Origin of the sequence: Mesorhizobium loti (assembly GCA_014189435.1) — a bacterium.
Taxonomy (GTDB): domain Bacteria; phylum Pseudomonadota; class Alphaproteobacteria; order Rhizobiales; family Rhizobiaceae; genus Mesorhizobium; species Mesorhizobium loti_G.
In genome coordinates, this window is the sequence record CP050293.1 from 586,472 (window position 1) to 611,932 (window position 25,461).

Sequence of the window (25,461 nt, forward strand, 5' to 3'; positions counted from 1 at the left end):
TTGGACGGTGGAGGGGACGGGTTTGATCTTACTGGCAAGCAGGTTGGAACCGGGCGCGGGCATGTTCTAACCCTGTCGCGACCGCGGCGTCAACTTGCATGCAACTATGTTTCCTATAGAGAAAATTCCTCTGCGGACCGGCCGACCTGTCATCGGTTCTTCCTGGCTCCGTTGCCGCGCCGTATAGAAGCCAGAGGACGCGTCGCTTCGCCGTCTCAAAACAGCCGCGCAATGCACGGAATGCGACAGAGGCGACGGCGCAAATTCGCCATCGCATGCCTAAAGCGCCTTGCGCTTCAGGCTTTTGTTTTACACATGTCGTTCTCCCAAACCGGAGAACGACATGTATTGGGCCGGAGAGCTTTACTGCGTCAGCACGTTGCTGATTTCGACCATGTTGGAGCGCACCCTGAGCACGTAGAAGCCCATCGTCGTCAGATGCGTCGGCAACAGCCAGCCATCCTCGCGGCCATTGGCGATGATGAAGGGCTGGATGCGCAGCGCCGAGACGAATTGCGCGTCCATCGTGTCCCACAGGCTCTGCAGATGCTTTTCCTTGATGACGTCCTCGAAGTCGGCCTGGGCGCCCTTCATCAGGCCGTAATAGGCATAGAGCTGGCCATAGGCGAACCAGTAGCGATCGTCGGCGCGGAAATCGAACCAGCCATTGTTGTGGTTTTCAGCGCGCTCCTTGAGGATGGCCGAGGTCGAGCCGATGTCCGAAGCGATACGGTCGATGTACTGTTTCAGATTGTCAGCGCGGGCATCGAAGGTCGCCTGGCAGGTGGCCAGGCGGGCGTTGAAGGAGCGCAGCTTGCGCACGGCGTCGCGGTAGTAGCTCGGCGTCGGCGTCTTGGGGCCGAACGGGCTGACGCCGAAATACCAGGTGTATTCGTCGAACTGCAGATTGCCGCGCGCGTCCTGCAGATCGGCATCGATCTGCGATGTGGTGCGCACCCGGCCGAGATTGTCGGCGAGTTCGGTCGCGGTGCGCCGCACCGCCTGGTTGATGCCGCGTTGGAACGAGGCCTTGTTGTCCATCCACGGCGTGTTGTCCCAATCGACGCCGAACAGGCCCAGCTTGTAGAGGATCATCGACGAGATCCAGGCATTCTGGTTGACGTTGAAGTCTGTCAGGTCGGCGGCGATCTGGGCAATGCCGGAGTTGCCGCAGGTCTTGGCAGTGTCCGTGCCGGCGCCGGCGGCAACCTGTTCGCCGGCGGAGACATTGCGCTTCTCGAACGTGTAGGTGTCGGGATAGTTCGGGTTGAAGTTGTTCCACCACTGGGTGGCGTAGAAGAAGTTGGCGTAGAGGCCGATCAGCACCAGCAGGGCGACGCCGACCGCCGCCTTGAGGATCCAGCCGCGCTGCGTATACCAGCGCCCGGCCCATAGGAACGGCCGCAGGATCACGCCGATCAAAAGCCCGATGCCGCGGCCGATCCACTGGAAAATCCGGGTGAAGAAGTTCACGATCGGATCGAGCATGGCGATGTCACCCCCTCAAAGCATGATGCCAAAAAGTTGCAGACTTTTTGGATAACATCATGCGCCAAAACAGTAGGTTAGAACGAAATGACGGTTCATTTCGTTCTAGTCAGTCAGGCCGTAGAGGCGTGTGCGAAACGCCACCTTGTCCTTCAAATATGTGGTTTTGAGAACGTCCACAACATGCGATCGCCAGGCGTCGCTGAAGCCGTCATAGTCCTTGTAGAAGCCCTGCTTGTTGAAGATGTAGCGCGAAACGAAGTCCGACGGCACGAAATCCGAGATCAGCCGGTTGGTCAGCCAGGCGTCGGGGTGGTCGGGTTTGGCGCGGATCACCAGGAAGCGCTGCTGCGGGAAGACATCCTCGATCTTGAGGTGGCCGAGCTGGGCGATCTCGCGCTTGGCGGCGTTGAGGAAGGGAAAATTGCCGTCCTTGGTGATCAGGTCGGCGTGGCTCTGGATCCAGGTCTGCAGCCAGACCTTGTCGACATCGGTCAAATTGCGGTTCGGCTCGGCATCGCGGATCAGCGCGCGCACCACCATCTCGGCGCGGTGCTCGAGATAGCCCGAGGCCTCGACCCAGGAGGCACGCGGCAGCTCGATGCGGCCGGTGGTGGCGAGGAACTTGAACACCTTGTCGGCGTCGTTGATGGAGAGATAGCTGACCTGCCACGGCCGCGAACGGCGGAAACCGGGTGCGGCCGGATCGCCGATCACCGTCGTCATATCGGGGTCGACGAACACATAGAGACCACCGAAATGGCTGGTCCAGTAGGCATTGTGGCGGAAGATCACCTGGTCGGGCACCAGCGCGTTCTCGCGGATATCGCCGCAGATCTTGGCAAGCTCGACCATGCGGGTCAGCATGGCGTTGTCGCGCCAGGCGTCAGGCTCCTGCTTCAGCCGGTCGACGAGCTTGCCGAGTTCGGCGGCCTTGCCCAGCACATCCTCGGCCGACAGCACCTTGAACTCGACCTGGCTGATCGACAGCAGGTCTTCGATGTCGTTGACCTTTGGAACGGAATCCTCGATCTCGCCGTAGATCACGTCCTTGATCGTCAGCGCGTCGATGGCGCGCTGGTTCTTGGACATGAACTCGAACATCAGCTGCGAGGTGTTGGAGAAGGCGGTGTGCACCACCGGCAGGTCGATCTGCGATGGCGTCAGGATGATGAAGCGGCGGTTGACCTCGTTGGGATCGAGATAATCGTAATCGCCGCATTCCTCGGCCACTTCGGGCGAGAAGCCGGTGCGGTCGATCTGGAAGCTTTTCAGTTTCGTGGGCTTCAAGCCGAATGCGGCCAGCGCCTTGTTGTAGCGCTGGATCAGATGCGGCTCGTCGACAGTGAGCAAACGGCCGTAGATCAGCTCGTTGTCACGCAGAAGATCGGGTTTCTTGGCGGTCATGTGGAAGGCTCCGAGGAGCTTTGGTTAAAGGAACCAAGCGCCAACGCTGACGTCCCCCTCTCCCCGTTCTTCACGGGGAGAGGGTAAGGGTGAGGGGCGGCGCTAACGGTCAAGAACATGCCTCCCCATAGCCTTTGGCGGCAACAAATCGAAGCTCATGCGTTTCGATACGGCGTTCAAGACGTCCCTTGATCGCGGCCAATATGGTTTCGAGTACAGCTTCCCGATCTTTCAACACGTCGACATTCCAGAGGCGGAGGACCGACCAATCATTTGAAACCATGAAGCGATCTCTGGCCTCGTCATACTTGTTGCTGGCATGCTGACTGCCATCGATTTCGACAACCAGCTGGCATTCCCTACAGGCAAAATCGGCAAGGTAGCGGCCTATCGGAAACTGCCGCACGAACTTATGGCCGTTCAGTCTGCGGTCACGCAATTCGAGCCAAAGTGCGTTCTCGGCGTCATTGTCCGACTGACGCAGACGTCTCGCTCGCCCCGTTGTCTCGATTTCTGGTCCACGCATGCGCTGCCCCTCACCCTTACCCTCTCCCCGTGAAGGACGGGGAGAGGGGGGCGTCGGCGTTGGCGCCAAGCCTTTCAGCACCTATGGGCTGCAAAGGAGGACTACGCATTCCACAGCCCCTTCTTCTTCATCTCCTCCATCTCGCGCGCGGCGCGTTCGCGCAGGCGGGCGTCGCGCAGCAACTTTTGCACCGCGGAGTCGTCGGACTTGTCGGAATAGCGGAATTCCGAGTCGGCGTAGCGGTTGATCTCCTGCATGACCATGTCCATCGAGAAGGGGCCGCGCAGTTCCTCGATCATCGCTTTCTTTTCGTCGTAGCCCTTGTGCATGAAGACTTCCGGCTTCTCGAACCAATCGTCGGGAAGCTCGATGTCCATGGCGCGCATCTTGATGGCGTCGGTGACGTTCTTGACGGCGCGGCCGGTGAAGCGCGGCTCGGCATCCTTGATCAGGTGCAGATAGGTGCCGATGTCGGCCATCGATTTCGGCGCGCCGTTCTCCTTCATGTAGCGCTCGTAGATCTTGATCAGCCCATCTTCCTGCGGCTTCTCGTGTTCCTCATAGGCCTCGGTCACGGCGCGCTGGATTTCCTGCGCGGCATAGAGATCGTGGTCGCCGAGCGGGATCTTGTGGTTCTTGCCGGCAAGCAGCACGAAGATGTCGATGTAGTCGTCGCGCGACTGCGGCCCGTCGACCAGCCAGCGGGCGCCGGCGCGCTGGCGCAGCGCGTCGTCGACATTTTCGGGATAGTTGGAGAACATGCCGAACGAACAGTTGCCGCGTACCACGGTGGCGGCGCCGGCGAAGGCGTCCATCAAAACGCCGGTTATTTCCTGCTGGCCGGCCGAGGCGCGGTCGTCGGAGCGGCGCGCCGCCACCTGGTCGATGTCGTCGATGGTGCCGAAGCCGATGACGCGCGGGTTCAGCACATTGTTGATGAACTGGCGGCAGTTCTGGCCCGACTTGCCCTGGTAGGACGAGATCTGGTCGACGCCGAAATTCTCATAGGCGAAGGGATAGCCGGCGACCTGGCAATAGCCGTTGACGAGACCGGCGATCATCTGGATCAGCGTCGTCTTGCCGGTGCCGGGCGCGCCGTCGCCGATGAAGGTGAACAGGAAGCCGCCGAGTTCGACGAACGGGTTCATCTCGCGCTCGAAATCATAGGCCATCAGCATCTTGGCGAGCTTGACCGACTGGTATTTGGCGATGTGGTTGCCGACGACCTCTTCCGGCTTCTTGAAGGTCATCACCAGCGGTTTTGAGCGCTTGCCCGGCGCGACGTCGAAACCATCGAGGGTGAAGTCATCGGCATCGATGCGGATATGGGCGTTCTCGAACGGGCCGATGCCGTCGAAGCGACCCTTGCGCGCCAGAAGCCCGTCGATGGCGACGCGGGCAAAGGCACGTGCCCTTGTCATCAGGTCGGCGTCGTCGGACGATCCCGAGATCGCCTTGTCGAGGCCGGCCAGGATCGACTTCACCGCATCCTGCGGCGTGTCGAACAGGAAGTCCGGCTCGGGGATGTCGTTGGGCGCCTCGCCGTCGCTGTCGATCAGCTGGAAGAGATAGGAGGCGAGGCTGAAGGCTGAAATGTAAGCCGAGGCCGACAGAAGCTTCTTGAAGGTGGACGCCTCGTCGCCTTCGAGCGGGGCGCGGGTGTTTTTGGCCTGCAGGCTTTCAAGGTCCGAACCTTCTGCAAAGACATCCGATACTGCGAGCGCGATGGCCGTGCCGCGCCGGGCGCGGAAGAGCAGAGTATGCTGCGGGATGGTCAGCAGTTGGTCGTCGGGATGGACGGCGCCGACGGTCTTCGACAGCTCGACCTCGCGCGTGCGGCGCACCGAGCCGACCGAGACGGTCGAGACGAAGCGGCGGTTGGTGCCGGCAAGTGCGGTGCCGGACTCGCGTGACGGATCCTCCAGCACGACAATGCGGGTGATGAAGCTTTGCGCGGTGGCGCGGTGTTTCTCGATGGCGGCTTCCGGGATGGTGGTCAGGCCGGTATCCATGAAGGGTGCTCCGTGGTGTGACGGTCAGACGTCTGAAATGACCTGTCCATTGGACAGGATGTGAACCTTGTAGCCGGCAAAGATCTTCTGCGCCTCGCCGGCGGCGTAGAGCGCCTGGTAGGCCTCATGCGGGATCAGCGCGTGGTTTTCGTAGCTCGACACGCCCTGGCGCGCGGCTTCCAGATCGTCGGTGTTGATGAAGAATTCCTGCGTCGTCTTCTCGCTCGAAAACAGGCCCTTGCGGCCGGGTTTCTCGCTCTTGGAATAGACCTCCTGGATGGTCCAGGTCAGCAGCCAGGCATTTTCCGGCTTGCGCACCTTGGCCAGGACTTCGGTCACCGTCGAATTGTTGTCGGTAATCCCCGCGGAATAGAACGGGCCGAGCACGACGCGGCGCAGCTGCTTGGGGTGCAGCGGTTCGAAATCCTTGTCGAGGTTGACCGCGATGGTCGCCGGCGACAGCGTGTAGGCCGAATTCTTCTCGGTGAAATCGTCGAAACGGTGGGCAAGCTCGGGATTGAGCAGGCCGTCGACCGGCAGCGGAATGTCGATCGTCTCGTTCAGCTTGCCGTTTCTGTCGACAAGCTGGCGGATCATCGCTTCGGAAGAATCCTCCACAGTCACCATGTAGACCAGAGGCAGGTTGGCGCTGCCGTCGAACGTCGCCCAGTGGACGAGATAATAGGGCCGCGCCGTCTTCGGGTTGACCGAGACCTTGGCCGTTTGCGCCAGGGTGAACGGGCCGAACGTGTTCTCGCTTTTCACGTCCTCGAGATAGAGCCGCTCGGCCATCGACTTCTGCAGCGCTTCCGGGAATTCCTTGTGGCGCAGGATGAAGTCGGCCATTTCCTCGCGCAACTCGCCAGCCAGCGGAATGTTGGCAAGCCGCGCGTCGGCCTGGCGGCGGTCGTTCTCCAGCTCAAGCAGGTTCTGGAACACCGGGAAGCCGCTTTCGGCGCGCGAAATGCGGAACGTGTCCATGAAGCCCAGCCGGTTGCGCCAGCAGGAAAACGACTTGTCGAGCCGGGCGATGTATTCGGCGACGATCTTGGCGACGATGCCATGCCGGTAGAGCGGCGAGCGATCGTCGCGCATGAACACTTCAAGGCCGCTGAGCGCGGCCGTGATGGCGGAGAAATACCGTGTCGCCGCTTCGTTTTCGGGGGTCATGCCTGTGCGCTCGCGGGCAGTGCTGTCACCCTTACGACTGCACGTAGTTTGCCGAATTGTGCTTCTTCAGCACCTCGTCGAAGCGGCGGGCGAAGGCATCGTCGGCCAGCTTCTTGCGGCGCTGGATGTCGGCGCTGGCGACCATGTTCTTCTCGTGCATTTCGAGCAGGTCGCCGATGTGCTTTTGCGACGCGGCACCGATGCCGGCCATGGTTTCCTCTGCGGTGTTGTCGACCTGGCTGCCCAGCGTGTTGATCTTGTGGGCGACGTCCTGCTGGGCGGCGGTCTTCAGCGAATCTTCCAGCGCCTTGTAGAGCACGATGCGCTGCTCGGTATCGATGGTCAGCTTGTTGATCAGCGTCGATTGCGCGGCGATCTGGTTGTTGAGCGAATCGACGAAGGTCTGGAACATCGAGGTGTAGCGCTCGAGCGTCTGGCTTTCGGCCAGCAGTTCCTGCTCCTTGGCCTGCTTTTCGTTGTATTCCGTCGCCAGCTTGGAGCGTTCGCCTTCAAGCTGTGTGCGGTCCTTCTGGCTGGTCGAGGCGGCGATCTTGTTTTCGATGTCGAGCAGCATCGGATTGAGTTCCTCGATGCGCTTCTGCACGGCTTCGAGGTTGGTCATGGTGGTCTTGCGGCGCTCGATCACCTGCGACAGGCTGGTCTCGGAGGTCTTGTAGCGCTGGTCGAGGACCTCTTTCTGCGCCTTCAGGATGCCGACGATGGTGTCGGACTTGACCAGCAGTTCCTGCAGATTGCCGGCCAGCGACATGTTGCGGACGCGGTCGGTGCGCATGCGCTGCTTGCTCTGGCTGGAGAAGACGCCGATGAATTTTTCCCAGCCGGTGTAGTTCTTCATGCTCTCGAACTCGGCGCCGAAGACGTTGGTGGCGTCCTCCAGCCCGATGATCAGGTCGGCGATGTTGCCTTCCATCACCTTCTGCTGCTTCAGCACATCCTCGATGCGGGCGTTCTCGATGTCGAAATTGGCGTCGCCGATCTTCTTGTCGGCGGTGGCGAGCGTATCAAGCACGGTGCCGGACTGCTCGATCTTGCTGCGCATGTCCTGCACGACTTGCTTGGTTTTGGCAATTTCGGCGTCGAAATTCTGCAATGTCGCCATTGGGGCCTCCCGCTTCGGCATCACGTCGCTGGTCGCGAACAGCGGCGAATATATGTGGGGCATCCGGGGATTGAAAGACGTGAAGACAAGGGCGGCGTGAAAACAAAAGAATCCGTCACGGTCTTGAAAGCCAGTGAAGGCGGGGTCATGGCGTGATTAGCTTGCCGGCCAGGCATAGTTCAGCTGTCATTGAACTTTCACGCGGCAAAGCGACGGCGCACGGATGCCTTTGTATTCGGCAAACCACTGAAGCAATCGCGGCCGCGATATGCGAAGCGAAAGCCGGCTTTACAGAGGCGGACGAACAGCGGATCAGGGTTTGGGATCGGCCTTCAGATAGGCGATGACATTGGCGATGTCGTCGTCATTGGTCAGGCCGGCAAACGCCATCCTGTTGCCGGGCACTTTCAGCTTGGGGGCCTTGAGATACTCGGCGAGATTGGCTTCATTCCAGACCAGGCCGCCGGAACCTGCACTCTTCATCGCCTCGGAATAGTGGCCAAGGAAACTCTCGGCGCTGCCGGCAGTGCGGCCGACGACGCCCATCAAATGCGGGCCGACCTTGTCGCGGTCGGTGGCTGCTTCATGGCAGGCGATGCACCGGTTGAAGACCTTCTTGCCCAGGGCCGGATCTCCGCCGGCATGGGCGGCAAGGGAGGTGGCAAGGAGAAGAATGCTGGCGGACGAAGCGGCTCGAAACATGGCTGACCCCGGAGAGTTCTGGCTGGCGGCCTTATAGGACCGAGGCCTTAACAAACGCTGCATCATGGCGGGATTGCGGAAGACGGGCCATGACAATGGTATTGCAAATCAGGCTTGCTGGGCCAGGTCGCGGCGCAGGAAATCACTCAGCCGCTCGACCGCAGGCGTCGTCGACAGCGGGTTGCGCAGGATGCCGATTTCGAGGTCCGGCAGCACGGGAAACCCTTCATTGCCGCCGATGATGCGCAGCGACGGCGGCACGCTGCGCTGGGCGAGGCCAGCCACAGCGAGCCCGGCCTGGACGACCGCGATCAGGCCAAGCAGCGAGGCGCTGGAGTAGGTGCAGCGGTAGGAGCGGTCCACATCGCCAAGCGCCTGCAGGACATTCATCCTGGCTGCACAGCCGGGTTCGAACAGAGCGACTGGAAGCGGGTCGGTCTGCCAGGCGACATGATTGGGTGAGGCGACCCAGACGAAGCGTTCCAGCCGGATCACCTCGAGCGGCTGCTCCGGCAAGCGGGTGACGATGGCGAGATCCAGCCGTCCCTCCGCCAGCGTCTTCACCAGCGCGGTCGACTGTTCGCAGATCAACTCCACCGTCACCAGGGGGTGCTCCGCCGCAAAGCGCGACAGCACGGGCGGCAGGAGGAAGGCGGCATAGTCGTCCGGCACACCCAGACGGACGCTGCCGGTCTCCTTCGGCCGGGTGACGCTTGCCCATGCTTCATCCGACAGCTTCAACAACCGGCGCGCATAGATCAGGAAATCCTCGCCGATGGCATTGGGGATGACGGTTCTCGGACCACGCACCAGAAGCTGGTTGCCGACCATCTCCTCCAGCCGCTGCATCTGCATGCTGACGGCTGACTGGCTGCGGCCGACCCGAGGTGCTGCATTGGAAAGGCTGCCGCTCTCGACGACGGCGACGAAGGTTTTCAGCAGGTTGAGATCGAGTGGCGCGGGCATGGTGCTATCAGCATATCGAATAGCCTATCCCAAATCTATTCACTCGTTTGAAACCGCAGCCAGTGACCACATGCGTCGCACCAACTGGACGACCTCCATGACAGACGCCTCGACAGCCCGCTTTCCGGCCGCGAGCCTTGCTCTGGCAATGGTGATCGCCGGCACGGTCGGCGCCTTCGCCACGGAATCGGGGCTGCATCCCGTCGCCGTCGTCTTCTGGCGGTGCGTGTTCGGCGCGCTGTTCCTTTTCGCATGGTGCCTGTTGCGCGGCTATCTGCCGGATCGGACGCTGTCGCCGTCCCGGCTTGCCCTCGCGGCACTTGCCGGCGTCTGCATGGTGCTGAGCTGGACAGCCTTCTTCGCCGGCTTTGCCATGACGTCGATCGCCACGACGACGATTATCTACCACATCCAGCCGTTCTTCGTGGTCCTGATCGGTGTCGTCTTCCTCAAGGAGCGCATCTCGCCTGACCAACTGCTGTGGATGCTCGGTGCGTTTCTCGGCGTCGTGCTGGCCAGCGGCCTCGTCTTCGCGCGCGGCCATGCCGATGCCAACTGGGCGCCGGGTATTGCGCTGACGCTGGGCGGTGCAATGCTCTATGCCGTTACAACGATCCTCGCCAAGGGCCTTGGTCAGCAGCGCGCCGAAATTACGGTACTCTGCCAGACGGTGGTGGGGGTCGTCATGCTCGCCCCGTTCGCCGGCGTCGGCCAACATATTGCGCTTGCGTCATGGGGCTGGCTGCTCGGCATCGGCGTGCTGCACACCGGCATTGCCTATGTGCTGATGAATTCGGCCTTTCCGCGCCTGACGACACCGGTGATCGGCGTCATCACCTTCATCTATCCCGTCGTCGCCATCATCGTCGACTGGGCGATCTATGGGCATCCGCTCGGGCTGGCGCAGGCTGCCGGCATGGCGCTGATTGCAGTGGCGACGCTGGGTGTGCGGCTGGGTTGGCGGTTTCCGAAGTGGCGTGTCTCGACCGTATGAGCCCGGTGCAATTCCAGGGAAAGCACATAGCGCTTCCCCTGGGAATTGCTCCAAAAACCAAGAGACAGAGTCAGCCCTTGATAAAACCGATGAAGTCGTCGGGTGCGGCGCGGCCCATTTCTTCTTCCCAATGGCGGCGGCAGAGCGAGACATAGACGTCCTTGCCGATCGCCACCTGCTCGCCCTGGCGCGCCACCTTGCCATCGGGGCCGAGGCGCACGACCATCGTCGCCTTGCGGCCGCAGCGGCAGATGGTGCGTACTTCGCGCAAATCGTCGGCGATGGCCAGCAGCGCGCGCGAGCCGGAAAACAGCTTGCCCTGGAAATCGGTGCGCAGGCCGTAGCACATGACCGGAATGTTCAGGCGATCGGCGATACGGGCGAGCTGCCAGACCTGCGCTTCCTCGAGGAACTGCGCCTCGTCGACGAAGACGCAATGCACTGATGTATGCGCGTGGTGATCGGCGACGCGGGCGAACAGATCGTCACCGTCGCGGAACATCTCGGCTTCCGTCTCCAGGCCGATGCGCGACGAGATCAGGCCGGTATCGCCCTTGCGGTAGTGGCCGGCGACGAACAGCATCGTGCCCATGCCGCGCTCGCGATAATTATACGACGCTTGCAACAGCATCGTCGTCTTGCCGGCATTCATCGTTGCATAGTGGAAGTAAAGCTTGGCCATGCCGCTCTTTTAAGCCGACTTCGACGGGCACGGGGAGGGGCCGCCGCCCGCATTCCCCTGAAAAAGCCGTATCGCAAGACAAAAGCGTCAGCCGTGTCGCTGATTGGCCAGCCCGCGCCGTTGATCGTGATTGCCTTAATGCTTGAAACCACACCAGAATGGTGTTTGGCTGACGAAACAAGGCGGGCTGAGAAACCGTAACTACGCTTCGCCAAAGAATCACAATGGGAGACTGTCTATGTCGCGTATGAACTCTTTCGTCGCCGGCCTCGGTCTGGCGGCTTTTTTGTCCACCAGCGCTGCCTTCGCCGGTGATCCGGCGAGCTGCAAGGCGGTGCGTCTTTCCGATGTCGGCTGGACCGACATCCAGGCGACGACCGGCGTCGCCTCCGTGCTGCTGACCGCGCTCGGCTATGAGCCGCAGACGATCCAGCTGTCGGTGCCGGTGACCATGGCTTCGCTGAAGAACAAGGATCTCGATGTCTTCCTCGGCAACTGGATGCCGTCGATGACCAACGACATCAAGGACTACACCGCCGACGGCTCGGTCGAGACGATCAGCACGAACCTGACCGGCGCCGGCTACGGCATCGTCGTGCCGACCTATGTCGCGGACGCCGGCGTCAAGTCGCTGACCGATATCGGCAAGTTCAAGGACAAGTTCAACGGCAAGATCTATGGCATCGAGGCCGGCAATGACGGCAACCGCATCATCCTCGACATGATCAAGAACCCGAAGGACAATCTCGAAGGCTTCGAGCTGGTCGAATCCTCGGAGGCCGGCATGCTGACGCAGGCCGAGCAGTCGATGAAGAACAATGAGTGGATCGCCTTCCTCGGCTGGACGCCGCATCCGGTGATGGGCGCCATGAAGATCACCTATCTCGATGGCATGGGCGACAGCGGCTTCGGCGCCGCCACCGTCTTTACCAATGTGCGCAAGGGCTACACCACCGAGTGCCCGAATGCCGGCAAGTTCATCGCCAACCTCAAGTTCAATCTGGACATGGAAGGCCAGATGATGGACGCGATCCTCAAGGGCGGCGACGCCAACACGGTGGCGACCGACTGGCTGAAGAAGAATCCCGGCGCGGTCGCTCCGTGGATCGCCGGCGTGACCACCTTCGACGGTGGCGACGCCGCGGCTGCCATCAAGACCGCTCTCGGAAGCTGAGCCGACTGAATTCGGCAAAGCCGAACCAGGAAGGGCAGCCATCTTAGAAAAGGCTGCCCTTTTTCATATCCTGTGACAAGATGACGTTGCGCGAGCCGAGAGCAGGCCGGCTCCTGGACGAAGAGGGGTGAGATGGATCCGATTTCGAAATTCATGGTCGATCACAAGATTCCGATCGGCGCCTGGGGAAAGGCGTTTTTCGGTTTCCTCACCGACAATTTCGACACTGTGTTCAGGGCCTTTTCGAACGGCCTCAATTTCCTGCTCGACGGGCTGGTCGGCATTCTGCTGATGGTGCCGCCGGTGCTGCTGGCGCTGATCATCGCCGTTGTCGCCTGGCTGCTGCAGCGCTCGAGGCCGCTCGCCATCGGCGTCTTTCTCGGCCTGATCTTCATCATCAACCAGAATTTGTGGAAGCAGACGGTGCAGACGCTGGTGCTGGTCGTCGCGGCCGCTGCCATGGCGATGGCCATCGGCGTGCCGCTCGGCATCTGGGCGGCGCACAAGCCGAAGGTCTATCGCGTCATGCTGCCGGTGCTCGACCTGATGCAGACGCTGCCGACCTTCGTCTACCTGATCCCGGTGCTGACGCTGTTCGGTCTCGGCAACGCGCCCGGCCTCATCGTCACCATCATCTTCGTCATCCCGACCGCGGTCCGGCTCACCCATCTCGGCGTCGTCTCGGTGCCGAAGTCGATCGTCGAGGCCGGCGAGGCTTTCGGCGCCACCAAGAGCCAGCTGCTGTGGAAGGTGGAGCTGCCCTCGGCGCTGCCCACCATCATGGCCGGCCTGACGCAATCGATCATGCTGTCGCTGTCGATGGTGGTGTTCGCCGCACTCATCGGCGCCGGCGGTCTCGGCACCGAGATCAACCGGGCGCTCGGCTCGCGCCGCATCGATCTCGGGCTTGAGGCTGGCCTGGCAATCGTCGTGCTGGCCATCGTGCTCGACCGGATGACCCGCATCGCCGTTGGAGGCAAGAAATGACCGTCGCCGTCGACTTCAGGAACGTCGATATCGTCTTCGGCGCCGACCAGGCCGGATCGCTGAAAATGATCGACGCCGGCGCCAGCCGCGCCGAGATCCTCGAAAAGACCGGCAATGTTCTCGGCTGCGCCGGCGCCAGCCTGACCGTGAACGAGGGCGAAATCTCCGTTCTGATGGGCCTCTCCGGTTCGGGCAAGTCGACATTGCTGCGGGCGGTCAACCGGCTGAACGTGGTGTCGCGCGGCCAGGTGCTGGTCAAGGATGGCGACAAGACCGTCGATGTCGTCACATGCGACGAGGCGACTTTGCGGCGCCTGCGCCAGAAACAGGTGGCGATGGTGTTCCAGCAATTCGGCCTGCTGCCCTGGCGTACGGTGGAGGAGAATGTCGGCCTCGGTCTTGAACTCGCCGGCGTGCCGGAAGCCGAGCGCAAGGAGCGCGTGCAACGTCAGCTCAAGCTGGTCAATCTCGACCAGTGGTCGAAGAAATACGCGCATGAGCTGTCGGGCGGCATGCAGCAGCGTGTCGGCCTGGCCCGTGCCTTCGCCACCGAGGCGCCGATCCTGTTGATGGACGAGCCGTTCTCGGCGCTCGACCCGCTGATCCGCACCAAGCTGCAGGACGAGTTGCTGCAGCTGCAGGCCGAGCTGAAGAAGACCATCATCTTCGTCAGCCACGACCTCGAGGAGGCGCTGAAGATCGGCAGCCACATCACCATCATGGAGGGTGGCCGCATCGTGCAGACCGGCGCGCCGGAAGACATCGTGCTGCGGCCCGCCAACGACTATGTCCGTGACTTCATCGCCAATGTGAACCCGCTGTCGGTGCTGACCGCCTGGAACGTGATGCGCGACCGCCGCGACCTCGATCACGGCAAGGATGGCTGGGTGTGGCTCGACCGGCGCAAGACGACGCGCTTCAAGATCGACGATCACGGGCTGGTGGCGGCGGCCGAACGCGACGGCAAGCCGGCGGTGTGGGTGTCGTGCGCTGATGTCGAGGCCCAGTCGGAGGAAGCCGCGCAAGTGTTTTGGGCCAATCCCGGCACCTCGCTGAAAACCGTGATGCTCGCCATGCACCGGTCGCAGACCGCACCGGTGGCGCTGTTCGACGACCAGTCGCGCTTTGTCGGCGCGATCGGCATCCGCGACGTGTTGAGCGCGGTGCTGCGGCGGTAATTTCTTCGGAACCGGAAGTCGACGAGGCGCTGAGCGCGCCTCGTTTTTATGCCGCCAGCGGCAGGCGCAGCTGCGTCAGCAGGCCACCGCCCGGGTTGTTGGACAGGCTGATCTCGCCGCCGGCGGCGCGCGCGATGTTGCGGGCGATGGTCAGGCCGAGCCCGAGACCGCCGGTCTGGCGGTTGCGCGATTGTTCGAGGCGCACGAAAGAGCCGAACACGGCGTCGATCTGGGCCTGTGGTATCCCTGGTCCTTCATCGCGGATGGTGAGTAGGATCATGTTTTCCGACCGGCGCAGGCTGAGATGCGCTTTCTTGCCGTAGGTGACCGCGTTCTGCACCAAATTGGTGACGCAGCGCTTGAGCGCGACCGGCCGCGCCATGCAGATCAGGCCGCGTGATCTTGTATCGTCGTCGAACGAGACGTCGTCATAGCTGTCGGCGATCGATTCCACGAGCGACCAGAAGTCGATGCGTTCGTTCTTTTCCTCGGTTACCTCGAAGGTGGCGAAGTCGATCACCGAGCTGGCAATGCTTTCGACATCGGCGAGATCGTGCGCCAGCGCTTCGCGAACCGCCGACTTGCGCAACAGCTCCAGGCGCAGGCGCATCCTGGTCATCGGCGTGCGCAGATCATGCGCCAGCGCCGCCGCCAGATGTTCGCGGTCCTCGACATATTCGCGCAGCCGGGCCTGCATGGCGTTGATCGCCTTGGCGGCGGCACGCACCTCGCGGCTGCCGCCTTCCGCGATTGGCGGGCTCTTCAGATCCTTGCCGATCCGGTTCACGGCGGTTTCCATCATCCTGTAGGGGGCCGTCAGCCGGCGCAGCGACCAGATCGACATGATCACCACCAGGCCTGCGATCAGCGAATAGAGCGGCAAGCTGTCGAAGCTCAGGATCGGGCCAACGGGCGTGATCGGCTCGGTGAAGTTCAGCCATTGGCCGTCGGCGAAGCGCAGCGATGCCGTCAGCTTGTCGCTCTGGGCGAAGTCGGCGGCCAGCACCAGAAGGTCGCGCTCCACCTGGCCAATGTCGGGCCCCGGCGCCATGCCGGTAGCGTCGTCGGCCTCGCGCGTCGCCGGATCGCGGCGCACGCGTGCATCGGTGATGCCGAATTTCGACAGCCGGCCGACGAGGATGTCTTCGAGCTCGGCCAGCTCGTCGTCGCCGGCGATCGACGAGGTGACCGCCGGCGTGTCCGAAACGGTGAGCGCGTAGGTCGAGTTGAACAGGCCGGTCGCCGTCGCCTTGCGCTCGTCCGGGCTGGCGTCATGCATGAGCTGCACCAGCGAGAAGGCACGGTCGTTGAGCCGGTAGAGGTCGACGACGTCGTTGGCGGCGGCGCGATCTCGCGACACGATGTAGAGGGTCGCGACCTGGCTGATCAGCAGGCCGGCAATGACGATCAGCAGCACCCAGACAGGCAAGGTCTGCGGCAGGAAACGTCTCATTCGGAGGTCGTCTCGGGCAGGAACTGATAGCCGCCGCTGCGCACGGTCAGGATCAGTTTTGGCGTTTTCGGGTCATCCTCCATCTTGCGCCGCAACCGGCTGACCAGGATGTCGATGCTGCGGTCGAAGGAGTAGTCGCTGTCGCCGCCGGACAGTTCGATGAGCTGGTCGCGCGTCAGCACGCGCTGCGCGCTCTTGACGAAGGTCTGCAGCAGGTTGAATTCGGCCATGGTCAGCTCGACCCTGACATCGTCGGGCGCGATCAGCCGGCGGCGCGAACAGTCCATCGTCCAGCCGGCGAAGCGGTAGATCTGCTTGGTGGTGGCGCGCTTGGGCTCGGCGGCGCCATTGCGCCTCAGCACGGCGCGGATGCGCGCCAAAAGCTCGCGCGGGTCGAAGGGTTTGGGCACATAATCGTCGGCGCCCATCTCCAGGCCAACGACGCGGTCGGTCGTCTCGGTGACGGCGGTCAGCATGATGATCGGCGTCGAATACTGGGCGCGCAGGTCGCGGCACAGCTCCAGCCCGCTCTTGCCGGGCAGCATCACGTCGAGGACGATGAGATCCACCTGCGTGCGGCGCAGGATGGTCTCCATCTCGATGCCGTCGGCGGCAACCGAGGTGTGCAGGCCCCGCTTCTGGAAGAATTCCTGCAGCAGGTCGCGGATGCCCTTGTCGTCGTCGACGATCAGTATGTGCGCGTCTGATTTCACAGCAGCCCTGTCATTGTTGATTGCCAAGCCGTTCTGTCGCAACCCACACGATAGAATTCAGGCCATATGTTGGCCAGTGGTGATGATGGGTTCACACCGGCTTTCTCAGACACAATCCAGAAACAAAATTCTACAGTTCAGAAAAACTCCTGAAAAATTTCAAAGGCATAACTGATCTCGTGGCGGTCAGGTCATCGGCTGCGACGCTAGTCTCCGGGTTTACGGATAAACCGATGCCAAGGTTGTCGATCAGTTTGTTGGGTGCGTTGCTGGGCCTTGGCCTGGTCACTGCCGCTGTCGGACAATCGGACGCAAAGGTGACGCCCACGACCCGGAGCGAACGGTGCGCCAATCTCAGCCACCAATTCGATGAAGCCCTCGAAACCCATGCCACGGCAACGCAGGTCACCGCGGCAAAGGCACTTCAGAGAAAGGGCAACCGGTACTGCGCCGCCAAGAAACAGGCGCAGGGCATCCGGATGCTCGCCAACGCTTTGAAGCTCCTTGGAGTGACACCGAACGACCCGGTTCAGTGACATTAGAAAACTCGACCCGCATAAAGAAGGAAATGAAGCCATGAAGAAGTCCATCCTCTCCGCCACCGGTCTCGCCGTCGCTCTCGCTTTCGCGATGCCGGCTCTCGGCAACGCCGCTGCCACCACGACCGCTGCTCCGGCTGCCACCACCACGACCACCGCTCCGGCGGCGACCACGCCTGCCAAGCCGGTCGTGAAAAAGGTCGTCGCCAAGAAGCCCGTCAAGAAGCACAAGAAGGCGAAGAAGGTTGCCCCGAAGGCAGCTCCGAAGGCCTAATCCAGGCTCGGCATAACATGCCGGCCTTTTGACCAAGGCCGCTCCAGCTGGTTTCGGCTGGAGCGGCCTTCCTCCTGTCCGAACCGTGGAAAAGCCCCTGATATCGGCGATGAAGCGGATTGGTAGGCCCTATGTTTGGCCGAAGCCTGGTGCCGGCAACTTCCGCCTCGACTGACGCTTAACCCGTTTGCAACGCCCGGCTGTGTAGGACAACCCGCATGAAGAAGCGGCTTTCGTCCATTTTGCGCTCGATGGTGCTCGGCGGCCTGGTGGCCACCGGCGTCGCCAGGGTGCTGATCCTGTTCACCGCCAGCCCGGTGCCCGATCCGGCCAGCGGGCGCACCGAGCCTTCGCTGTTTGCGCCGGCGATCTCCACCAATTGGGACTACATCACGCCGGCACAGACCTGGCTACTGATCGTGCTGACCGGCGCAACGCTGATCAGCGCCGCCGCGTGGCCGATCGCGGCATGGCTGGAACGCCGGGCCGATGCGGGTGGAACCCGCCTTCGTCACGATATGCCGTCCGCCACGGCCATGCGGGCGATCCAGGGCCGTCGCATGTTCGGCCGTCAGGACCGTTGAACGGCAACCGACGCTTTCCCACATGATTGTGAATGGCCGCGCCCGCCGGACATCGGCTTTGCGCGTCAATCAAAATGGACGGCCGCAGTCGCCGATGCCAGAATGGCGGTCACGTCGCTTACGCCAGAGCAATTCACCGTTTCGTGGAAACGGCGAACCGCTCTGATCCTTGTTTTGACGCAATTCCGGACGGAAAACCGTTTTACACTTTTCCTGGAATTGCTCTAATTGTCGGTTCCGATGCCTGAAATCACCACAAAACCGCGTACCCAGGTCAAGCCGCAGGTCGAACGGCCGAAGCTCTACAAGGTCATCCTCGTCAATGACGATTTCACGCCGCGCGAATTCGTGGTGACGGTGCTGAAGGGCGAGTTCAAGCTCAGCGAAGACCAGGCGCACCGGGTCATGATCACCGCGCACCGGCGCGGCGTCTGCGTCGTCGCCGTCTTCACCAAGGATGTCGCCGAGACCAAGGCGACGCGCGCCACCGATGCCGGCAAGGCCAAGGGCTATCCGCTGATGTTCACGACGGAGCCGGAAGAGTAGTCCTACCGCCCCTCGCGGTACCACATCGAACCCATCGCCAGCAGCAAAAGGCCGAGACCGAGGAAGCCGCCGAACAGCGGCACGCGCGAGACGGCCTTGAGCACGCTGTCATCCGTCGTGCGCAGGCCGATCCAGTCGCTGCCGGACGCAGCACCGGCCGAGCGCACGGGCACGATGGAAGGCAGCGTCACGTCGCTGCCAAGGGCTGTGGATGACGCCAGCCGGCGCACGCTGCCGCCGGTGGCTTCCGCCGGCGCCTTCAGCCGGTTTTCGGTGGAAATGACATCGGCGAATTCCGGCGCGTTGACAGGTCCGACATGGGCGAGCGCCGTCAGGTCGCCATTGGCGACCTGGTAGAGGCCGATCTCGCTGGTCTCGACGCTGCCGAGGAAGACGCCGGGTTCGGATTTCTCGAGCTTGACGGTCAAGGTCTTGCCGGTCGGGGTGATGATCTGCGCGGGGCCGGGATCGTCGGCCATCGTCTGGCGGCGGATCTCCAGCACCATGCCGCGGCCGTCGGCGGTCAGCCGCTCTTCCTCGAGCTCGGGCTCCTTCATCAGCCAGTGCGCGATGCGCCGGTAGAGCTGGACATGCGGGCCGCCGCCCTCGAAGCCGCGCGCCCACAGCCAGCCCTGATCGGACAGAAGCATGCCGACGCGGCCTTCGCCCTTGCGGTCGAGCAACAGCAGGGGCCGGTTGTCGGCGCCCTTCATCACCACTTCGCCTTCAGGATTCTGCACGCCGATGGTGCGGAACCAGCGGCTCCAGTGCGGCGGCTCGGTGGCCGAGCCGTCGAGCCCACGCGTCACCGGGTGGCGCTGGCCGAGTTCGGTGAGGCGCGGATAGAAAGCCTTGTCGACAACCTCGCCGGTCGGCATTGCCGGCAGGGCCGCCATCAGCGGTGTGCGCGCGATCGAGCTCTCGCCGGCGTATTCGGGGCCGGCGGCGATCAGCAGCGCGCCGCCCTTTTCGACATATTCGGAGATGTAGTCGTAGTAGAGTATCGGCAGCACGTCGCGGTGCTGGTAGCGATCGAAGATGATGAGGTCGAAATCCTTGATCTTCTCGACGAACAGCTCGCGGGTCGGGAAGGCGATCAGCGACAATTCGTTGATTGGCGTGCCGTCCTGCTTTTCCGGCGGCCGCAGGATGGTGAAATGGACGAGATCGACCGAGGCGTCGGATTTCAACAGGTTGCGCCAGGTGCGCTCGCCGGCATGCGGTTCGCCGGAGACGAGTAGCACGCGCAAATTCTCGCGGATGCCGTCGATCAGCGCGATGGCGCGGTTGTTGGTGTCGGTCAGCTCGCCCGGTTCGCGATCGATGGCGAGCTCGACGATGTTGCGGCCGGCGCCTGGAATGGTCACCTGCAGCGGCATGGCCTGGCCGACCGTGGCGTGCTCGACCGCGACCTGCTCGCCATTGACCGAGACGCGCACATCGACCGGGCCAGTCTCTTTTTCGGTCGAGATGACGCGGTAGGTCATGTCGAGCGGCTTGCCGACAAGGCCGAAGCGCGGCGCATTCTCGAAGCGAATGCGGCGATCCTTCTCGTGGTCGTTGCCGGTGATCAAGGCATGCAGCGGGGCGTTGAAATCGGGCGCGCCCGGCGGCGCGTCATGCACCTCGCCATCGGTGATCATGATGGCGCCGCCGATGCGCGATGGCGGCACGTCGCGGAAGGCGCCCTCGAGCGCGCCGAACAGCCGTGTCTCGGTGCGCTCCTCGGCGGCCTCGGATTTGCCGGCCTCGACGACGCGCACGTCGAACTGCTTGAAGCGGCCGAGACGCTGCTGCATCCCGGCCAGCGCCTCGTCGGTCTGCTTGGTGCGGTCGCCGATATCCTGGCTCTGGCTGCGGTCGACAACCAGCGCGACGACGCTTTTCAGCGGCTCGCGCTCCTCGTTGAGGAACACCGGGTTGAACAGGGCGGCGGCGAGCGCCAAAAGGGCGATGAAGCGGAAGACCGAGCCGCGCTGGCGAAACCACAGGCCTACAAGCGCTAGCAGCGCCAGCGGCACCAGCGCCAAGGCCAGCAAGGGCCAGGAGATCAGCGGTTCGAAGGAGATCGACCAGTTCATCCCTTACCCTCCCCTTTGTGGGGAGGGCTTATCCGTGACCGGAGGGCACCAAACAAACTCATCTTACTGCCCCAGCCGCTCGAGCAGGATGGGCACGTGCACCTGGTCGGATTTGTAGTTGCCGGTCAGCATGTACATCATGATGTTGACGCCGGCGCGCAACGCGTAGATGCGCTGCATCGGGTCCGCCGGCACGGTCGGCAGCAGCGGGTCGCCATTCTCGTCGACCGCCCAGGCGCCGGCGAAATCATTGGCGGTGATCATGATCGGCGAGACGCCGTCGCCGGTTCGCACCGGCCGGTTTTCGGCGTTGCTGGCGTCGAGCGACGCCTCGACCCACAGTGGGCTGCCGGCGAATCGGCCGGGAAATTCGGGCAAAATGAAGAAGGATTTGGTCAGCACGTGGTCGGACGGCACCGGCTCCAGAGGTGGCACGTTGAGGTTGCCGAGGATGTCACGCAGCCGCTCCGTCGCCGGGCTGGTCGAATCGGCGCCGATGCCGTTGGCGAACTGGTCGCGGGTGTCGAACAGCACTGTGCCGCCCTGCTGCATATAGGCGTCGATGCGGGCGATCGCGGCCTGACTCGGCATCGATGCGGCCGGATCGATCGGCCAGTAGATCAGCGGATAGAACGACAGCTCGTCCTTCGAGATGTCGACGCCGGCCGGCGCGCCCGGTTCAAGTGCCGTCTTCTCGACCAGGAAGCGGGTCAGGCCCTCGAGCCCGGCGCGGCTGATCGAATCGTCGCCCGGCACGCCGGTTAGCACATAGGCGATGCGGGTCTTCGAAATCGCCTCTATGGCAACCTCGTCGCCCGGCTTGGCGTCGTCGGCGCGCGCCAGATCGGCATGGCCGAACAAGGCGCCGAGCGCAATCAGGACCGCGGCGGTGGTTGCCACGGCACCTGCGCGGCGCGGCCGGCGCGAAAACAGGCCGCCCATCCAGAATACCGCCAGCGTGTCGAGCAGCATCAGCACCAGCGCAGCCGCAACCAGCGCGCCCTTCAAATTGCGCGATTCGTCAAAGGCATATTGGATCGATGTGACCGGGACAGTGATTTGCGGGCGTGCCAGCGGGGCCAGCGTGCTGTCGGCTTCAAGCAGATTGTGGGCAAACACACCCGTCTCGGAACCATAGAGGCCGGGTGGGTTTTCGAAGGTCACGGGCAGGGCGCCGGGGCCTGGCACCAGCGGCCGCGCGTCCGGCGTCGGCGGCACCAGCGTGCCGTCGGCTGCAATCATTCGGTAGGGCGCCAGCGAGGTGGCGGCGGCTTCGGCATTGGCGATCGCCGCGCCCTGGTTGCGCGACAGCTGCACGATGCGGCGCAGCATCTCGACGAAGCTGCCCGAGATCGGCAGGTTCGACCAGGTCGCCTCGGGCGTGACGTGGAACAGCACCAGCGTGCCCTTGCCTTTCTTCAGTCCGGTGACCAGCGGCGTGCCATCGGCAAGGGCCGCCCAGGTGCGCTCGACGATGTCGGGCGTCGGCTCGGCCAGGACCTGCCTGCTGACAGTGACCTCGGTCGGCGGCGCAAGATCGGCGAACGGGCCGGCCTTGGGGAATTCGGTGACCGGCTGCGGCGACGTCCATGACAGCGCGCCGCCGAGCGAACGCTCGCCGGTGCGCAGGCGGACAGGCAGCAGGTCGTCGTCATTGCCGGCGGCGGCCAGCCGCGAGCCGGCGAAACGCACCAGCGTGCCGCCATTGTCGACCCAGTCGACCAGCCTCTGCCGGACCTGTGCGGGAATGGTGCCGATGTCGGCCATGATGATCATTGCCGGCTTCTGGTCGAGGATCTGCGGGATGGCGTCGGCGAGGTCGGCGCTGGAGGGTTCGACGAGATCGGCGAAGGGCTGCAGCGCGCGCCGGATGTAATAGAGCGGCGACAGTAGCGGCTGCGCCTGGTCGGCCTCGGCCTGCGACAACAGCCCGACGCGGCGGCGCTTGGAGCTTTCGTCGAGGACGCGGACCGCGCCGGCCTGGCGCTCGCCGTCGAGCGCGATCGAAGCGAAGTCGTTGCGCAGCTCGAACGGCACCGCCATGGTGCCGGTGGCGGTGGTTTCGCCAGGCGAAAAGGTCAGCGTCGCATCGGCGATGCGGCGGCCCTTGTCGTCGAAGGCGCCGGCGGTGACCTGCGCCGGGGCAGGGTCGCCCGGCGCGCGGATGGCGGTCAGGGCAAAGCCGTCGACCTGGTTGTCGGCGGTGGTCAGGCCGGTCAGCGACAGCCTGTCGGCGGTTGCCCAGACGACGCGGGCGGCATTTTTCGACAACAGCGTGTTGAAGGCGGCTTCGTCGCCCTTTGCCGCCAAGCCGTCGGCAAGCACGGCGACGCTGGCGCCGGGCAAGGTCTCCAGAACGCCGGCGACGCGGGCATAGACGGCGGGCCGGTCGGTCGGGATCGGCCGTGGCTTTGCGGCGCGCAGCCGATCGAGGGCCGCCGCGGCGTCGAACGGGCCGATCTCTGCATTGGCCTTTTCGGCGGTGAAGGCGATGATGACAGGCACGCCGTTGGAGCCGGCATCGTTGATCAGCCGCTCGGCGGTGGCGACGCGCTTGCCCCAGTCGGCGGCACTGGCCCAATCATTGTCGATAACCAAGGCCAGGGCAGCGCCCTCGGCCGGCAACTTTTCGCGCGGGTTGAAGACCGGGTCGGCCAATGCGGCGACGATGAGCGCCGCCATCAAGAGCCTGAGCAGCGTCAGCCACCACGGGCTCTGCTGCGGCGTCTCCTCGCGCTTCAGCACGCGGGCGAGGATCTTCAACGGCGGGAAGATTTCGGTCTGCGGCTTGGGCGGCGTCAGCCTGAGCAGCCACCAGATCACCGGCAGCGCCAGCAGGCCCCACAGCACCATGGGAGCGCCAAAAGAGAGCGGCAGCCAGCTCATGCGACAGCCTTTCCTGGCTGATCGCCACTGGCGATCATGCCGGCACGACCGCCAGCGGTCGGCCCGGAGTAAGAGCCATCGGCGGTCATCGCCATGTGCAGGCGCACCAGCGCATCCGAAGCCAGCCGGTCGGTGTGGTTGACGGTAAAGCTCCAGCCGAGGCGCTTGCACCAGGCGGCCAGTTCCTGGCGGCGGGCGGTGTAGAGCAGGCGATACTCGTCACCCAGCATTTCGGCGCGGCCGGCGGTCAGCTTGTCGCCGGTCTCGGGATCGGTGAATTCGGTGCGGCCGGCATAGGGGAAGGTTTCCTCGGCCGGGTCGGCGACCTCGATCAGGTGGGCGCGCACGCCGTGGCGGGCAAGCACGTCGAGCCAGGCCATCGTCTCTTCGACAGGATCGAGGAAATCGCTGACGACAACGATGTCGCAGAAGCGCCTGATATCGGACAAATCGGGTTTTGCCGGCAAATCGCCGGCATGCATGAGCTGGGCGGCGATGCGCTCGGCACCGTTGCGGGCGGTGAACGGATCGGTGAGGCCGGGCCAGGCGATGCGCTCGCCGCTGCGCGACAACAATTCGGCCATGGCCAGCGCCAGCACCAGCGCGCGCGATTGCTTGGAAACGCTGGCGCCGGTTGATTTGTAGAGCATCGACGGCGAGGGGTCGGCCCATAGCCAGACCGTATGGGCGGCTTCCCATTCGCGGTCGCGCACATAGGTGTGGTCGTCGCGGGCCGAGCGCCGCCAGTCGATGCGCGAGGAATCGCCTTCGACATAGGGCCGGAACTGCCAGAAATTCTCGCCGATGCCGCGCTTGCGGCGGCCGTGCCAGCCGGCGATCACCGTGTTGACGATGCGCCGTGCCTCGACCAGCAGGTCGGGAACCAGCGAGGCCCGCAACCGGCCACGGGCGAGCGCGTCGCGCGTCGCTGCCGGTGCCTGGACCTCGCCAATACGCGCCATCAAATCCCTTTCACTAGCTTCGCCACCACGTCGCGCACGCTGGTGCCTTCGGCGCGGGCGGCGAAGGTCAGCGCCATGCGATGCTGTAGCACCGGCTCGGCCAGCGCGCGGACATCGTCGATCGAGGGCGCCAGCCGCCCGTCGTAGAGCGCGCGCGCCCTTGTGCACAGCATCAGCGCCTGGCTGGCGCGCGGGCCGGGGCCCCAGGCGACATGCTTGTCGGTCTCGGCATTGCCCTGGCCGGGACGCGCCGAGCGCACCAGCGTCAGGATCGCCTCGACGACGCTTTCGGGCACAGGCATGCGGCGGATCAGCGTCTGGATCTCCTTCAGCCGCGCCGGCTGCAGCACGTTCTGGGCTTTCGCGTCCTCGATGCCGGTGGTCTCCAGCAGGATGCGGCGCTCGGCTTCGATTTCAGGATAGAGGATGTCGACCTGCATCAGGAAGCGGTCGAGCTGGGCCTCGGGCAGCGGATAGGTGCCTTCCTGCTCCAGCGGGTTCTGCGTTGCCAGCACGTGGAAGGGCGCCGGCAGGTCGTAGCGGGCGCCGGCAATGGTGACGTGGTATTCCTGCATCGCCTGCAGCAGCGCCGACTGGGTGCGCGGCGAGGCGCGGTTGATCTCGTCGGCCATCAGAAGCTGGGCGAAGATCGGTCCGGAGATGAAGCGGAAGGAGCGCTTGCCGATCTCATCCTGCTCCATCACTTCGGAGCCGAGGATATCCGACGGCATCAGATCAGGCGTGAACTGGATGCGGCGCGAATCGAGGCCGAGCACGATGCCCAGCGTCTCGACCAGCTTGGTCTTGGCGAGGCCCGGCACGCCGACCAGCAGCGCATGGCCGCCGGCCAGCAGCGCCACCAGCGTGCGCTCGACGACACTCTCCTGGCCGAAGATGACCCGGCCGACCCCGTCACGGATTTTGGAGATATCCGCCAGCGCCTTCTCGGCCTCGGCGATCATGTCCTTTTCGCTGATCGGGCTTTCCTTGACCATCACGCTCATGCCGCATCGATCC

23 protein-coding genes are annotated in these 25,461 nt (G+C 63.7%); 8 read left to right on the plus strand and 15 right to left on the minus strand.

The features are described from left to right. Positions 1 to 363: 363 nt before the first annotated feature. From HB777_02760 to HB777_02795, 8 genes are all read right to left on the minus strand, one after another. Complete coding sequence (locus tag HB777_02760) at positions 364 to 1,488, minus strand: DUF2333 family protein (GenBank protein QND62942.1); 1,125 nt, start codon at positions 1,486 to 1,488, stop codon at positions 364 to 366. Positions 1,489 to 1,593: 105 nt separating this feature from the next. Further along, entirely contained in the window at positions 1,594 to 2,895 is a 1,302-nt protein-coding gene (locus HB777_02765) for a hypothetical protein (GenBank protein QND62943.1), read from the minus strand. A 109-nt stretch (positions 2,896 to 3,004) separates the two neighbouring features. Beyond that, a complete protein-coding gene (locus HB777_02770) occupies positions 3,005 to 3,421 on the minus strand; it encodes an endonuclease domain-containing protein (protein QND62944.1) in 417 nt (138 codons plus the stop codon). A gap of 101 nt (positions 3,422 to 3,522) precedes the next feature. Continuing rightward, the gene (locus tag HB777_02775) at positions 3,523 to 5,433 is read right to left on the minus strand and encodes an ATP-binding protein (GenBank protein QND62945.1); all 1,911 of its coding nucleotides are present in this window, start codon (positions 5,431 to 5,433) and stop codon (positions 3,523 to 3,525) included. Between the two features lie 24 nt (positions 5,434 to 5,457). Next, a complete protein-coding gene (locus HB777_02780; protein QND62946.1) occupies positions 5,458 to 6,603 on the minus strand; it encodes a hypothetical protein in 1,146 nt (381 codons plus the stop codon). 31 nt (positions 6,604 to 6,634) lie between these two features. Then, on the minus strand, positions 6,635 to 7,723 hold the full coding sequence (locus tag HB777_02785) for a hypothetical protein (GenBank protein ID QND62947.1): 1,089 nt from the start codon (positions 7,721 to 7,723) through the stop codon (positions 6,635 to 6,637). Between the two features lie 312 nt (positions 7,724 to 8,035). After that, positions 8,036 to 8,425, minus strand: coding sequence for a cytochrome c family protein (locus HB777_02790; GenBank protein ID QND62948.1), 390 nt, complete (start codon positions 8,423 to 8,425; stop codon positions 8,036 to 8,038). 108 nt (positions 8,426 to 8,533) lie between these two features. Further along, positions 8,534 to 9,391 carry a LysR family transcriptional regulator gene (locus tag HB777_02795; protein QND62949.1) on the minus strand — a complete coding sequence of 286 codons (858 nt, stop codon included), beginning with the start codon at positions 9,389 to 9,391 and terminating at the stop codon, positions 8,534 to 8,536. A 97-nt stretch (positions 9,392 to 9,488) separates the two neighbouring features. On the opposite strand from HB777_02795, the gene HB777_02800 reads away from it, so the two are divergent. Continuing rightward, a complete protein-coding gene (locus tag HB777_02800) occupies positions 9,489 to 10,385 on the plus strand; it encodes a DMT family transporter (protein ID QND62950.1) in 897 nt (298 codons plus the stop codon). A gap of 70 nt (positions 10,386 to 10,455) precedes the next feature. On the opposite strand, the gene HB777_02805 is transcribed toward HB777_02800, so the two are convergent. Next, a complete protein-coding gene (locus tag HB777_02805) occupies positions 10,456 to 11,067 on the minus strand; it encodes a thymidine kinase (protein QND62951.1) in 612 nt (203 codons plus the stop codon). Positions 11,068 to 11,305: 238 nt separating this feature from the next. On the opposite strand from HB777_02805, the gene HB777_02810 reads away from it, so the two are divergent. From HB777_02810 to choV, 3 genes are all read left to right on the plus strand, one after another. Then, positions 11,306 to 12,241 carry a choline ABC transporter substrate-binding protein gene (locus HB777_02810; protein ID QND62952.1) on the plus strand — a complete coding sequence of 312 codons (936 nt, stop codon included), beginning with the start codon at positions 11,306 to 11,308 and terminating at the stop codon, positions 12,239 to 12,241. A gap of 132 nt (positions 12,242 to 12,373) precedes the next feature. Beyond that, positions 12,374 to 13,228, plus strand: coding sequence for a choline ABC transporter permease subunit (gene choW / locus HB777_02815; GenBank protein QND62953.1), 855 nt, complete (start codon positions 12,374 to 12,376; stop codon positions 13,226 to 13,228). Then, positions 13,225 to 14,406 (plus strand): choline ABC transporter ATP-binding protein, encoded by a 1,182-nt coding sequence (choV, locus tag HB777_02820; GenBank protein ID QND62954.1) that lies wholly within the window; start codon positions 13,225 to 13,227, stop codon positions 14,404 to 14,406. Before choW ends, choV begins: the two co-directional genes overlap by 4 nt. Positions 14,407 to 14,452: 46 nt before the next feature. Here the strand turns inward: choV and HB777_02825 are convergent, their stop codons facing one another. After that, a complete protein-coding gene (locus HB777_02825; GenBank protein QND62955.1) occupies positions 14,453 to 15,859 on the minus strand; it encodes a HAMP domain-containing protein in 1,407 nt (468 codons plus the stop codon). Next, positions 15,856 to 16,572, minus strand: coding sequence for a response regulator transcription factor (locus HB777_02830; GenBank protein QND68628.1), 717 nt, complete (start codon positions 16,570 to 16,572; stop codon positions 15,856 to 15,858). The genes HB777_02825 and HB777_02830 overlap by 4 nt, the downstream gene beginning before the upstream one ends. Before the next feature lie 233 nt (positions 16,573 to 16,805). On the opposite strand from HB777_02830, the gene HB777_02835 reads away from it, so the two are divergent. The 4 genes from HB777_02835 to clpS all read left to right on the plus strand — a co-directional run bounded on the left by HB777_02835 (position 16,806) and on the right by clpS (position 18,515). Further along, positions 16,806 to 17,108 (plus strand): hypothetical protein, encoded by a 303-nt coding sequence (locus tag HB777_02835; GenBank protein ID QND62956.1) that lies wholly within the window; start codon positions 16,806 to 16,808, stop codon positions 17,106 to 17,108. Between the two features lie 40 nt (positions 17,109 to 17,148). Continuing rightward, positions 17,149 to 17,385, plus strand: a complete 237-nt coding sequence (locus HB777_02840; GenBank protein ID QND62957.1) for a hypothetical protein — start codon at positions 17,149 to 17,151, stop codon at positions 17,383 to 17,385. 218 nt (positions 17,386 to 17,603) lie between these two features. After that, positions 17,604 to 17,969 carry a hypothetical protein gene (locus HB777_02845; protein QND62958.1) on the plus strand — a complete coding sequence of 122 codons (366 nt, stop codon included), beginning with the start codon at positions 17,604 to 17,606 and terminating at the stop codon, positions 17,967 to 17,969. Between the two features lie 240 nt (positions 17,970 to 18,209). Further along, positions 18,210 to 18,515, plus strand: a complete 306-nt coding sequence (gene clpS / locus HB777_02850; GenBank protein ID QND68629.1) for an ATP-dependent Clp protease adapter ClpS — start codon at positions 18,210 to 18,212, stop codon at positions 18,513 to 18,515. A 2-nt stretch (positions 18,516 to 18,517) separates the two neighbouring features. Here the strand turns inward: clpS and HB777_02855 are convergent, their stop codons facing one another. The 4 genes from HB777_02855 to HB777_02870 form a co-directional block, all read right to left on the minus strand. Beyond that, positions 18,518 to 20,596, minus strand: coding sequence for a hypothetical protein (locus tag HB777_02855; GenBank protein ID QND62959.1), 2,079 nt, complete (start codon positions 20,594 to 20,596; stop codon positions 18,518 to 18,520). A 63-nt stretch (positions 20,597 to 20,659) separates the two neighbouring features. Further along, positions 20,660 to 23,482: a DUF4159 domain-containing protein gene (locus tag HB777_02860; protein QND62960.1), complete on the minus strand. Its 2,823-nt coding sequence runs from the start codon at positions 23,480 to 23,482 to the stop codon at positions 20,660 to 20,662. Continuing rightward, entirely contained in the window at positions 23,479 to 24,444 is a 966-nt protein-coding gene (locus tag HB777_02865; GenBank protein QND62961.1) for a DUF58 domain-containing protein, read from the minus strand. The genes HB777_02860 and HB777_02865 overlap by 4 nt, the downstream gene beginning before the upstream one ends. Continuing rightward, on the minus strand, positions 24,444 to 25,448 hold the full coding sequence (locus tag HB777_02870) for a MoxR family ATPase (protein QND62962.1): 1,005 nt from the start codon (positions 25,446 to 25,448) through the stop codon (positions 24,444 to 24,446). Before HB777_02870 ends, HB777_02865 begins: the two co-directional genes overlap by 1 nt. Positions 25,449 to 25,461: the final 13 nt, after the last annotated feature.